The following is a 12,670-nucleotide window of genomic DNA, read 5'->3' on the forward strand; positions in this document are numbered from 1 at the left end:
AACTTTATAGGGTAGATGATGATTATGATGACCAAGATACGTCCGGCGCTGTTGGCCGGACTATGCACCACCATCGGCTTGCTCGCCGCCATGCCGGCCCACGCCGACATGCTCACGTTTAACAGCCAAAAGCCCGATGTGTTTGTCGGCGGCGACAGCTTCACCGAGGCCGGCTATCTGATGCAAGTGCTGGAGGGCCCGTACACGGCCGCCAACGGCATTTCCAGTACCTCGGGCGCGATCCTCGATCCCCGTGATCCCTTCAGTTGCGAAGTGGCTTCCTGCCCGGCTGGCGATGGCAGCCAGTATTACGCCGGCCTGGGCGACGGCGGCGTGACGCTCAGCCGCGCCGACGGCAAGGGCTTCGTGCTCAACAGCCTGCAGTACGCCTTTTTGGCGCCCTACGCCATGTCCGACGGCAGTTATGGCAAGTTGCAGATGAGCGCCGTCACGATGGACGGCCATGCCTTCTCGCTGTCCGTGCCTTTCCTGGGCCAGGATGGCAACGGCAACTTCCTCTACAACACGCTGCCCTTCAACCTGGGCGCCGGTGGCACCGGCCTGAGCAGCCTGACCTTCAACGCCTGCTTCTATGGCGACGACGGCGTGTGCGTCAATTCGCTCGACCAGCCGGCCTATGGCCAGGCCCAGTTCGCGCTCGACAACCTCCAGGTCAGCACCGTGGCCGCCGTGCCGGAACCGGGAACCTGGGGCATGTTGCTGGCCGGGCTGGCGCTGGTCGGCGCCGTGTCGCGCCTGCGCCGCCGGCGCCCGAGCACGCCGGATGCGACTGGAGGTCGCGTATGAAGCGCACCCTGATCGCCGCCGCCGTGCTGCTGTGCCGGGCGGCGCTGCCCGGCGCCGCCCACGCCGAGGACGGCCGCCATTCCTACATCGTGCAACTGGTCGACCACCCCGTGGCCAGCTACGGCGGCCAGGTCACCGGCTTGCCGGCCACCAAGTCGGCCAAGGGCCAGCGCCTGAATGTCGACACGGTGGAAGTGCAATCCTATGTCAGCTATCTGGAGCAGAAAAAGGCCGCGGTGCTGGCCACCGTGGGCGCCGCCCAGGTCACCCACAATTACAACGTCGTGTTCAACGGCTTCACCGCCTTGCTGAGCGACGATGAAGTGCGGGCGCTGAAGAAAAACAGCGGCGTGGCCCGCATCAGCCCGGACACCATCCTCAAGGCCGACACCAGCTACACCCCGACCTTCCTCGGCCTGAACCGTCCGGGCGGACTGTGGGAGCAGGTCGGCGGCCAGGGCGCGGCCGGCGAAGACATCATCATCGGCATTGTCGACACCGGTGTCTGGCCGGAAAACCCCAGCTATGCCGACCGCGTCGACAAGGACGGCAATCCCACGCGCGCCGGCGGCACGCTGGCCTACGGGGCGCCGCCGGCGCGCTGGAAGGGCGCTTGCGACATCGGCGAGGGCTTCGGCGCCGACAACTGCAACAACAAGCTGATCGGCGCGCGCTACTTCAACGGCACGCAAATGCCGCTGCACTGGACCGAGTTCGCCTCGGCCCGCGATTCGCTGGGCGGCGCCACCGGCCACGGCGGCCACGGCACCCACACGTCGACCACGGCCGGCGGCAACGCCGGCGTGGTGGCGACCATCAGCGGCGTGGCCATGGGCAAATTGTCCGGCATGGCGCCGCGCGCGCGCATCGCGGCCTACAAGGTGTGCTGGACCAATTCGGCCGGCGACAACGGCTGCGCCACCTCCGACAGCGTGGCGGCGATCGAGCAGGCGGTCAAGGATGGCGTGAACGTCATCAACTATTCGATCGGCCCCGGCGGTGGCGGCGGCTACTTCGACGAGCCGACCGAGCTGGCCTTCCTGGGCGCCTCGAACGCCGGCGTGTTCGTGTCGGCGGCGGCCGGCAACGAAGGCCCGGGCACCGAGTCGCCGGCGCCCGTGTCCCATCCCAGCCCGTGGCTGACGACGGTGGGCAATTCGACCCACAACCGCACGTACTGGGGCACGGCGACGCTGGGCAGCGGCGCCAAGCTGAGCGGCGCGTCGACCAATGCCAGCACCCCGTCCAGCACGCTGATCCTGGCGCGCGACGCGGGCAAGGCCGGCGTGGCGGCGGACGATCCCAACCTGGCGCGCTGTTTCGGCAGCGTCGACGCCATCGCTGGCGTGCCCGACCTGCTCGACCCGGCCAAGGTGGCCGGCAAGATCGTCGTCTGCGACCGCGGCCAAAACGTGCTGGTCAACAAGGTCGCCAACGCCAAGCTGGCCGGCGCGGTGGGCGTGATCCTGGTCAACGTCGCCGGCGGCGCGACCACGCTGCCGAGCCAGTCCTATGCGCTGTCGACGCTGCACCTGTTGCTGGCCGACGGCTTGACGCTGAAAAGCTATGTCGCCGGCGGCCACGCCAGCGCCGCCCTGGGCGACGTCACCATGCGCATAGACCCGGGCGCGCCGGCGCCGATGATGAGCGACTCCTCGTCGCGCGGCCCCAGCGTGACCGACGCCAGCATCCTCAAGCCCGACCTGGCCGCGCCCGGCACCGACGTGCTGGCCGGCGTGTCCGCCGACCTCACGCCGGCCCAGCGCGACGCGGTGGCCGGCGGCGCCGTGGCGCCCAGGGTCGACTGGGCCTTCTACACGGGCACCTCGATGGCCACGCCGCACGTGACCGGCATGGGCGCGGTGCTCAAGCAGCGCCATCCGGACTGGAGCCCGGCCGCCATCAAGTCGGCTTTGATGACGACGGCGTTCGACACCGTGCCGGACGGCCTCAGCGGTGGCGTCCCCTGGGACAGCAGCGCCCTCAATTCCGGCCAGTTGCCGTGGGGCCAGGGCGCGGGGCAGGCGGCGCCATCGTCGGCGGCCGATCCCGGCCTGGTCTACGACGCGGGCGAGGACGACTACATCCGCTTCCTGTGCGGCGAGGGTTCGCCGGCGTATTCGGCCGACACCTGCCAATCGCTGGGCAGCACCGCCGCCTACAACCTGAACCTGCCGTCGCTGACGGCCGACCGGGTGCTGGGCAGCCTGACCCTGAACCGCACCGTCACCAATGTCGGCGGCAGCGCCGCCACCTACACGGCGGTGGCCACCTTGCCGGGCTTTGCGGTGGTGGTGCAGCCGGCCGTGCTGACGCTGGCGCCCGGCGCCAGCGCCGCGTTCTCGGTCAAGCTGACGCGCACCACGGCGGACGTCGACAGCTGGGACTATGGCTCGCTGGTGTGGTCCGACGGCGCCGGCCACAAGGTGCGCAGTCCGCTGACGGCGCGCGCCGCCACCATGACGGTGAAGGGCGAGGTCTACAGCGAGGCCGCCACCGGCAGCAAGATCCTCAGCATCGGCACCGACTTCAACGGTCTGATGACGGCGGTCAAGTCCGGTCTGCAAGCGGCCACCCAGGCCAGCACCGGCATCGGCCAGTACCAGGGCGGCGATCTGGCGGCGCTGGCGTTGTGCGCCGGCAAAGGCGGCCCGGGCGTCAACGTCACCGACGTGACGATACCGGCGGGCGCCTTGCTGGCCCGCTTCGCCCTGTTCGACGCCGACACCAGCGACAGCGGGGAAAGCGATCTGGACCTGGCGCTGGTCGATCCGTTCGGCGACCTCATGTATTACAGCTATGGCGACACGGCCAATGAAGCGATACAGGTGTGGGTGCCGGCGCCGGGCACGTACAAGGTGTGCGTGCTCGGCTACGCGCCCAAGAACGGCCATGCCGACTACAAGCTGTCGAGCTGGTTGTTGATGCCCGGCGTCATGGGCGGCAACCTCAAGGTGACGCTGCCTGGCCTGTCCCGCAAGGGCGGCACCGGCACGGTCGGCATGAGCTGGTCCGGGCTGGAAACGGGCAAGCGCTACCTGGGCGAAGTCGATTACATGCTGGGCGTGGCGCACTATGCCAGCACGCTGATCGACGTCGACACCACCGACCCGCTGCCGATGGCCCACAACCGGCGCAGCAAGCCGGCCCTGCCGGCGCGCTAAGCGCCCGAAGATGGCCGGGCGTTCCGCGCCTGGCCATGCCAAACCCGGCCCCCATGCAATGTGGGGGCCGGGTTTTTTTGCGCGGCCGGCGTCATGAAAAACGGCCCCGGACATTGCTGTGCGGGGCCGTTTTCATGGACGGGGCTGGTTTAGCGGTGCGTGCCGCTGGCCGGCTCCACATAGGCGTCGTTGGCCGCCATCAGGTGGCTGGGGTTGGCCAGTTCGCGCTTCATCTGCTCCGTGTCGAGCTCGTTTTCCCACTTCGACACCACCACCGACGCCACACCGTTGCCGATGAAGTTGGTCAGCGCGCGGCATTCGCTCATGAAGCGGTCGATGCCGAGGATCAGCGCCATGCCGGCCACGGGGATGGTCGGCACCACGGCCAGCGTCGCCGCCAGCGTGATGAAGCCGGCGCCGGTGATGCCGGAGGCGCCCTTGGACGTCAACATCGCCACGCCCAGGATGGTCAGCTCTTGCAGCAGCGTCAGGTCGGTGTCGGTCGCTTGCGCCACGAACAGGGCGGCCATCGTCATATAGATGTTGGTGCCGTCGAGGTTGAACGAATAACCGGTCGGCACCACCAGGCCCACCACCGATTTCGAGCAGCCCAGCTTTTCCATCTTCTTCATCAGCGAAGGCAGGGCGCTTTCCGACGAGCTCGTGCCGAGCACGATCAGCAGTTCTTCCTTGATGTAGAGGATGAAGCGGCCGATCGAGAAGCCGGTCAGGCGCGCCACCGTGCCGAGCACGATGAAGATGAACAGGCCGCAGGTCAGGTAGAAGGAACCCATCAGCTTGGCCATCGGCACCAGCGAGGCGATGCCGTACTTGCCGATGGTGAAGGCCATGGCGCCGAAGGCGCCCAGCGGCGCGACCTTCATGATGATGTTGACCATGCCGAAGATGCCGTGCGAAACGTCATCGATCAGCTTGGTGACCGGATTGCCGCGCTCGCCCAGCAGCGACAGCGCGAAGCCGAACAGGATGGAAATGAGCAGCACCTGCAGGATATCGCCCTTGGTGAAGGCGTCGCCGATGGTGTTGGGGATGATGTTCATCAGGAAGTCGACCGTCGACTGGGTCTTGGCCTTGGCCGTGAACTCCGCGATGGACTTGGTGTCGAGCGTGGCGGCGTTGGCGTGGAAGCCGTCGCCGGGACGGATGATGTTGGCCACGAACAGGCCGATCACCAGCGCGAAGGTCGAGATCACCTCGAAGTAGAGCAGGGCCTTGCCGCCGACGCGGCCGATTTTCTTGACGTCCTGCATGCCGGCGATGCCGGTGACGACGGTGCAGAAAATCACCGGCGCGATGATCATCTTGATGAGCTTGATGAAGCCATCGCCCAGCGGTTTCATGGCCACCGCGTCGGCGGGCAGGAAGTGGCCCAGCAGCACGCCGCAGGCGATCGCAAACAGCACCTGCACGTATAGAATTTTATAGAATGGTTTTTTCACGGGGTCTCCTCGCGTGGTCTTGTAAGGCAGTCATCATGGATGAAAATGGACGTTATCACCATTGTGGTTAACCGCAGGTAATGGTTGGCGCCAGGATAACGTGTTGTTGCTATGGCTCCCGCTGCGCTAAGATGGCAGCGATAATGACAACAATAATGACAACGGTAACGACAGCGACCGGTAAAATGGCGGTTGGTCCGTCCAGCCGGTCCGCTCCCCCTATCTGACAAGGAAGTGGCATGCTCGAAGCAAAAATTAAATCCGTGCAGTGTATATCGATGGCCGGCCTGCATCGGATGTCCTACAAGGAGTGGGGCGCGCCCGACAATCCGAACGTGCTGTTGTGCGTGCATGGCGTGACCCGCGTCGGCGACGACTTCGACAATATGGCCCGCGCGCTGGCCGGCGACTACCGCGTGATCTGCCCGGACGTGGTCGGCCGCGGCCGCTCCGGCTGGTTGCGCAACCCGCAGCTGTACCGCATGCCGCAATACGTGGCCGACATGGTGACGCTGCTGGCCCGCGTGCTCGACGGCGCGCCCGGCCAGCGCGTGGACTGGTTCGGCACCTCGATGGGGGGCTTGATCGGCCTCGGCCTGGCCTCGCTGCCGGACAATCCGATCCGCAAGCTCATCCTCAACGACATCGGCCCCGTGCTCGACCCGTCGGCCCTGCAGCGCATCGGCGACTACATCGGTCAGGACATGCGCTTCCCCACCTTCGAGGAGGGCGCCCAATTCATCCGCGACGTGTCGCGGCCCTTCGGCGCCCACACCGAGGCGGAATGGCGCAAGCTGGCCAGCGACGTGTTGCGTCAAGACAAGGATGGCCAGTGGATACGCCACTACGATATGGGGCTGGCCTTGCCCTTCCGCTCGGCCACGCCGGAGTCCGTGCAGGCCGAGCAAGCCTTGCTGTGGACCGCCTACGACGCCATCGTTTGCGACACGCTGCTGGTGCGTGGCGCCGAGTCCGACCTGCTGTCGCGCGAGACGGCGCTGAGCATGACGCGCCGCGGCCCGCGGGCCCAGCTGGTGGAGATCGCCGACGTCGGCCACGCGCCGACCTTCATTCACGACGACCAGATCGCCATCGCCCGCAAGTTTTTGCTCGGTCAGTAATCAGTCAATAGGAATACGTATGGAAATCAAACGACTGCACGTCGGCAAGCGCCTGTCCGAAGTGGCGATCCACAACAGCACCGTCTATCTGGCCGGCCAGATAGCGGAAGACAGCGGCGCCGACATCGGCGGCCAGACCCGCGAAGTGCTGGGCCATATCGACCGCCTGCTGGCGGAATCGGGCAGCGACAAGACTTGCCTGCTCAGCTGCCAGATCTACCTGGCCGACATGGCCGACTTCGCCGGCATGAACGAGGCCTGGGACGAGTGGGTGCCCAGCGGCCACACGCCGCCGCGCGCCACCGTCGAAGCGCGGCTGGGCGACCCGGCCTGGCGCGTCGAAATCGTCGTCGTCGCGGCGCAGCGCTGATGGTTTCCACCGCCACCCTGAGCGCCACCAGCGAACAGCTGGTGCAAGGCTTGTCGGCCGACGACGGCGCGCGCGTCATGGCGGCCCTGGACTACGCCAGCGCCGCCTATGGCGACAAGCTGTGCGGCAGCGGCCAGGGCGCGCTCGACTTCGCCGTCGGCGTGGCCTGCACGCTGGCCTTCCTGCGCACCGACGCCGAAACCCGCATCGCCGGCCTGATGTTCGAGGCCACGCTGCTGGACCCGGCGCAGGCGCCGCTGATCGAGCCGCGCTTCGGCGTGGCCGTGTCCGACCTGGTGGCCGGCGTGCGCCAGCTGATCCGCCTGCGCGAGCTGACCCAGGGCCAGGCCCAGGCCACGGCGCGCGGCCGCAACGCCGCCCAGCTGGCGGTGGCGCAAATCGAAACGCTGCGCAAGATGCTGCTGGCGATGGCGTCCGACATGCGCGTGGTGCTGGTGCGGCTCGCTTCCTGCGTGACGACCTTGCGCCACTTCGCCGACATCAAGCTGTTCAACGACATGACGCGCGACTACGGCCGCGAAACGCTGGACCTGTACGCGCCGCTGGCCAACCGGCTCGGGATCTGGCAGCTCAAGTGGGAGCTCGAGGATTTGTCGTTCCGCTTCATCGAGCCGGAAGCCTACAAGCGCATCGCCAAGATGCTGGAAGAAAAACGCATGATGCGCGAGGGCTTCGTCTCGTCCGCCATTTTGCGGCTGCAAACGGAGATGGCCTCGGCCGGCATCGAGGCCGAAGTGTTCGGCCGCCCCAAGCACATCTACAGCATCTGGAGCAAGATGAAGGGCAAGGAGCTCGACTTCACCGACCTGTACGACGTGCGCGCCTTCCGCGTCATCGTGGCCGACGTCAAGACCTGCTACACGGTGCTGGGCGTGGTCCACAATATCTGGACCCCCATCCCCAAGGAATTCGACGATTACATTTCGCGCCCCAAGCCCAACGGCTACCAGTCGCTGCACACGGTGGTGACGGCCGAGGACGGCCGCCCGCTGGAGGTGCAGATCCGCACCCAGGAAATGCACAGCTTCGCCGAGTACGGCGTGGCCGCGCACTGGCGCTACAAGGAGGAGGGCGGCTCGAACTTTTCGGGCCAGAAGTACGACGAGAAAATCGCCTGGCTGCGCCAGCTGCTGGCGTGGAAGAGCGACGTCGCCGACGTCGTCGTCGGCCAGGAAGAGATGCAGCGCGAGTGGGTCGAGAAGTTGAAATCGGCCGCGCTGGACGACCGCATCTTCGTGCTCACGCCGCAGGCGCGCGTGCTTGAATTGCCGGTCGGCGCCACGCCGATCGACTTCGCCTACCACTTGCACAGCGACGTCGGCCACCGCTGCCGCGGCGCGCGCGTGGACGGCATCATGGTGCCGCTGAACACGCCGCTGAAAAACGGCCAGACCTGCGAGATCATCACCGCCAAGGGCGCGCCGGGCACGGCCGGACCGTCGCGCGACTGGCTCAACGTCGACTACACCGTCAGCAACCGCACGCGCTCCAAGATCCGCGCCTGGTTCCACGCCATCGACATGCAGGAAACGCTGTCGCACGGCCGCGCCATGGTCGAGAAATCCTTGCAGCGCGAAGGCAAGACCGCCGTCAACCTGGAGGCGCTGGCCAACAAGCTGGGCTTCGCGAAAGTCGACGATTTGTTCCTCGCCGTCGGCAAGGACGAGTTCAGCCTGCGCCACGTCGAGCACGCGCTGCACGACCACGGCGAAGCGGCCGAGCCGGAAGACGCGGTGGTGCTCAACAAGAGCCGCGCGTCGAGCGTCGAGCAGGGCGCCAAGTCGGGCGTGCTGGTGGTCGGCACCGACGGCCTGATGACGGCGCTGGCCAAGTGCTGCAAGCCGGCGCCGCCGGACGGCATCGTCGGCTTCGTCACGCGCGGCAAGGGCGTGTCCATCCACCGCGCCACCTGCAAGAATTTCGCCGAGATGCGCACCAAGGCGCCGGAGCGGGTCATCTTCACGGAATGGGGCCGGGCCGGCTCGGACACCGTCTACCCGGTCGACATCTTCATCCTGGCCGGCGACCGCCAGGGCCTGCTGCGCGACATTTCGGAGATCTTCTCGCGCGAGAAAATCAACGTCATCGGCGTCAACACGCAGAGTACCAAAGGCTTCGCGCGCATGACCTTCACGGCCGAAATCGGCGCCACCGCGCAGCTGCAAAAAGCGCTGACGGCGATCACCGAGGTCAGCGGCGTGCAGGAAGCGCGGCGCGCCTGAGGCGGGCGGCGCGCGGTGCCGCGCCGCCCGGCCGCCGCCTCATTGCGCGATGAGTTGCGCGATGCGGGCGGCGATGGCCTCGGCCAGCAGGTGCACATGGTAGCCGTCGACAAAGCCGTGATGCGCCTGCACGGAAAACGGCACCGTCATGTTGCCGTCCTGCGGCGCGCCGAATTTGCCCCAGGCCAGCGACGGGATGTCGTAAGTCCGGTGCTGGAAGATGGGGTGCTCGATCGCCGTCAGGCGCAGCCACGGCATGCAGGTGATGTAGATATTGTTTTTCTGCTCGCGCTCGCTCATCCCCTCGCTGGTGTTGATCAGCTTGCTGCTCGCTTCCGCCTCGCGTTTCGCTGCCAGGCTGCGCGCGATGAACTCGGGCAGGTCGGCCGACATCACAAACCGCGCGTAATTCAAATTCCGCTCGTGGTTGATGACGGTGTAAGAACCCCAGAACTCGTCGATCTTGATGACCTCGCCATGCTCGATGCGGTACAGGAAGTTGTCGATGCTCTTGACCGCGTGCAGCACGCAGTACAGGAAGAAGTGGAAGGGCGGCAGCTGCTGCGCTTTGCAATAGGGGCGGAAATCGGGCGCGGTCATGTCGAAACTCAGATTGACCAGGGGATTTTCGAACGACGCGAAAGCGTTATAGCGGTCGCGGCGCTTTTCAAAGTTGTGCATGATGGCGGTTCGGGTGAGCGTCGGGGTCGTTATTGTAGGGCACCCGCTAGCGGCCGTGGCCGTGATCGTGGCCCGCGCCGTCCACGGCCACTTCCGCTTGCAGCGTCACGTGGTCGATGCCGTGCCGCTCCAGCAGCATCGCCTTGACCGCGTGCAGGATGTCGGGCCAGCGCTCCAGTTGGTCGATTTCCAGATGGCCGATCAGCGCCGGCTGGCCGGGCGACATGTCCCACACGTGCAGATCGTGCACCGAGCGCACGCCGGCGATGCCTTCCAGGTCGGCGCCCACTTGCAGATAATCGATCTGCTCCGGCACGCCCTCCATCAGGAAATGGTAGGACTCGCGCAGCACCGTCAGCGTCGACTTCAAAATCAGCAGCGAAACGAAGATCGACAGCAGCGGATCGATGCGCATCCATCCGGTGTAATAGATGACGGCGCCGGCCACCAGCGCGGCCGCCGAGCCCAGCAGGTCGCCCATCACATTGACCAGCGCGGCGCGCGTGTTCATATTGTTGTTGTCGCGCGCAAGGATCAGGGCCAGCGCGATGTTGATCGCCAGGCCCAGGCCGGCCACCACGAACACCATGCTGCCCTGCACCGTCTGCGGCTGCGAAAAACGCTGCGCCGCCTGCCAGGCGATCCAGCCCACCAGTGCCAGCATGGCCAGGCTGTTGACGAAGGCCGCCAGCGCCTCGGCGCGGCCGTAGCCGAAGGAATGCCGCGCCGACGGCGGCCGCTTGGCGATCAGCTGTGCCAGCAGGGCCAGCCCCAGCGCGGCGGCGTCGGTGACCATGTGGCCGGCGTCGGAAATGAGCGCCAGCGAATTGACCGCGAAGCCGGTCGCCACTTCGACCAGGGCAAAGCCCAGAGTCAGCGCCAGCGACCACGCCAGCAGCTTCTGGCTGCGCGCCTCGAAGAAGTGGGCGTGCTTGGCGTCGCCGTCGAGGTGGGCGTGCAGGTGGGCGGAGGAGGAGAGCGGTTCGGCTTGCATGGGCGCGGAAGGAAGTAGTAGATAACGTTAGTGTAAGTGATGTGCGGCGGCGTGGCATCGGGGGCGCCCCCCGTTTTGGCGTCCGGCTCAGCGCCCACCCCGGCACCCCCCAAACCTTTTTATAATCCCCATGCAATGTTTCTGTTTTTGACCCTTGTGTTTGTGCGAATCGCTCTCTATAATGCTGGTCTTCGGGCGGTTAGTTCAGCTGGTTAGAATACTTGGTCGACATCCAAGGGGTCGCAGATTCGAATTCTGCACCGCCCACCAGAATACTTGTAGTAAGATTTGAGTCGCAAGATTCACAGGCAGTAAAACGTTGCAGAAGTAAAATCGGGCGGTTAGTTCAGCTGGTTAGAATACTTGGTCGACATCCAAGGGGTCGGGGATTCGAATTCCTCACCGCCCACCAGAATATATGTAAGAGCGAGAAAGGCAATCCGGTTATGACACCGCGAACTACTACCAAGCTTTGGGAGTGACGCTAGTCAACGGGATTTCTTTTGCTCGAAAAAAGAAGAAAACGCGGCTAGCCCGCGTTTTTTTTCGTCCGCGTTTTTGTTGAGCTTTTCATCACCACCTATTCGCAGTTTTAATGGCGCCCGCGCCGCTTTGGAGATCTCTATGCTTTCAGTCCGCCTTCCTGATGGTTCAGCCCGTGAATTCGACGGCCCGGTCACCGTGGCACAAGTGGCGGCCAGCATCGGCACCGGCCTGGCCAAGGCGGCCCTGGCCGGCAAGGTCGACGGCAAGCTGGTCGACACGTCCTTCCTGATCGAAAAAGATGCCGACCTCGCCATCATCACCGACAAGGACGCCGACGGTCTCGACGTGATCCGCCACTCGACGGCGCACTTGCTGGCCCACGCCGTCAAGGAATTGTTCCCGGATGCGCAAGTGACCATCGGTCCCGTGATCGAAAACGGCTTCTACTACGACTTCGCCTACAAGCGTCCGTTCACGCCCGACGACCTGGTCGCCATCGAAAAGAAAATGGCCGAGCTGGCCAAGAAGGACGAGCCGGTCACGCGCAAGGTCTTGCCGCGCGACGAAGCCGTCGCCTACTTCAAGTCGATAGGCGAGGCCTACAAGGCCGAGATCATCGAATCGATTCCGGCCGACCAGGATGTCTCGCTGTATTCGGAAGGCAGCTTCACCGACCTGTGCCGCGGCCCGCACGTGCCGTCGACGGGCAAGCTGAAAGTGTTCAAGCTGATGAAGCTGGCCGGCGCCTACTGGCGCGGCGACAGCAAGAATGAAATGCTGCAACGTGTCTACGGCACCGCCTGGACCAAGAAGGAAGATCAGGAACAATACCTGTTCCAACTGGAGGAGGCGGAAAAGCGCGACCACCGCAAGCTGGGCAAGCAGCTCGACTTCTTCCACTTCCAGGATGAAGCGCCGGGCCTGGTGTTCTGGCATCCGAAAGGCTGGACGATTTGGCAGCAAGTGGAGCAATACATGCGCCATAAATACCAGGTCAACGGCTACCAGGAAGTCAAGGCCCCGCAAATTCTCGACAGCAGCCTGTGGGCCAAGACGGGTCACTGGGAAAACTATCGCGAAAACATGTTCGTGACGGAATCCGAGAACCGTTCCTACGCGCTCAAGCCGATGAACTGCCCCGGCCACGTACAGATTTTCAACAGCAATATGCGCAGCTACCGCGACTTGCCGCTGCGCTACGGCGAGTTCGGCCAGTGCCACCGCAACGAGCCGTCCGGCGCGCTGCATGGCATCATGCGCGTGCGCGGCTTCACCCAGGACGATGGCCACATCTTTTGCACGGACGAGCAGATTCCGGGCGAGGTCGCGACTTTCCACCGCCAG

The 12,670-nt window shown here is 65.4% G+C and carries 9 protein-coding genes and 2 tRNA genes; 8 read left to right on the top strand and 3 right to left on the bottom strand.

Annotated features, from left to right (window positions below):
• Positions 1 to 24 precede the first annotated feature (24 nt).
• Both Q0S71_RS15510 and Q0S71_RS15515 read left to right on the top strand, forming a co-directional pair.
• Entirely contained in the window at positions 25 to 807 is a 783-nt protein-coding gene (locus Q0S71_RS15510; protein ID WP_295997457.1) for an NF038120 family PEP-CTERM protein, read from the top strand.
• A complete protein-coding gene (locus Q0S71_RS15515; RefSeq protein ID WP_295997460.1) occupies positions 804 to 3,971 on the top strand; it encodes a S8 family peptidase in 3,168 nt (1,055 codons plus the stop codon). Before Q0S71_RS15510 ends, Q0S71_RS15515 begins: the two co-directional genes overlap by 4 nt.
• Before the next feature lie 149 nt (positions 3,972 to 4,120).
• Here Q0S71_RS15515 and Q0S71_RS15520 read toward each other — a convergent pair whose 3' ends face one another.
• Entirely contained in the window at positions 4,121 to 5,431 is a 1,311-nt protein-coding gene (locus Q0S71_RS15520; protein ID WP_295997462.1) for a dicarboxylate/amino acid:cation symporter, read from the bottom strand.
• A 239-nt stretch (positions 5,432 to 5,670) separates the two neighbouring features.
• Between Q0S71_RS15520 and Q0S71_RS15525 the strand changes: the two genes are divergently transcribed.
• Genes Q0S71_RS15525 through Q0S71_RS15535 form a run of 3 tightly spaced genes read left to right on the top strand, consistent with a single transcriptional unit; the run spans position 5,671 to position 9,165 of the window.
• Positions 5,671 to 6,552 carry an alpha/beta hydrolase gene (locus Q0S71_RS15525; RefSeq protein ID WP_295997466.1) on the top strand — a complete coding sequence of 294 codons (882 nt, stop codon included), beginning with the start codon at positions 5,671 to 5,673 and terminating at the stop codon, positions 6,550 to 6,552.
• Between the two features lie 19 nt (positions 6,553 to 6,571).
• Complete coding sequence (locus Q0S71_RS15530; protein WP_295997471.1) at positions 6,572 to 6,922, top strand: RidA family protein; 351 nt, start codon at positions 6,572 to 6,574, stop codon at positions 6,920 to 6,922.
• The gene (locus Q0S71_RS15535; protein ID WP_295997473.1) at positions 6,922 to 9,165 is read left to right on the top strand and encodes a bifunctional (p)ppGpp synthetase/guanosine-3',5'-bis(diphosphate) 3'-pyrophosphohydrolase; all 2,244 of its coding nucleotides are present in this window, start codon (positions 6,922 to 6,924) and stop codon (positions 9,163 to 9,165) included. The genes Q0S71_RS15530 and Q0S71_RS15535 overlap by 1 nt, the downstream gene beginning before the upstream one ends.
• A gap of 39 nt (positions 9,166 to 9,204) precedes the next feature.
• Here Q0S71_RS15535 and Q0S71_RS15540 read toward each other — a convergent pair whose 3' ends face one another.
• Both Q0S71_RS15540 and Q0S71_RS15545 read right to left on the bottom strand, forming a co-directional pair.
• On the bottom strand, positions 9,205 to 9,846 hold the full coding sequence (locus tag Q0S71_RS15540; protein WP_295997477.1) for a CatA-like O-acetyltransferase: 642 nt from the start codon (positions 9,844 to 9,846) through the stop codon (positions 9,205 to 9,207).
• 46 nt (positions 9,847 to 9,892) lie between these two features.
• Complete coding sequence (locus Q0S71_RS15545; RefSeq protein WP_295997480.1) at positions 9,893 to 10,840, bottom strand: cation diffusion facilitator family transporter; 948 nt, start codon at positions 10,838 to 10,840, stop codon at positions 9,893 to 9,895.
• 193 nt (positions 10,841 to 11,033) lie between these two features.
• On the opposite strand from Q0S71_RS15545, the gene Q0S71_RS15550 reads away from it, so the two are divergent.
• The 3 genes from Q0S71_RS15550 to thrS form a co-directional block, all read left to right on the top strand.
• Positions 11,034 to 11,110: transfer RNA gene (locus tag Q0S71_RS15550), tRNA-Val, on the top strand.
• A 65-nt stretch (positions 11,111 to 11,175) separates the two neighbouring features.
• A tRNA-Val gene (locus Q0S71_RS15555) sits at positions 11,176 to 11,252 on the top strand.
• A 212-nt stretch (positions 11,253 to 11,464) separates the two neighbouring features.
• Positions 11,465 to 12,670: threonine--tRNA ligase (gene thrS / locus Q0S71_RS15560; RefSeq protein WP_295997482.1), on the top strand; the 1,206-nt coding region annotated here is incomplete at its 3' end.

Origin of the sequence: Rugamonas sp. (assembly GCF_025354735.1) — a bacterium.
GTDB lineage: Bacteria > Pseudomonadota > Gammaproteobacteria > Burkholderiales > Burkholderiaceae_D > Rugamonas.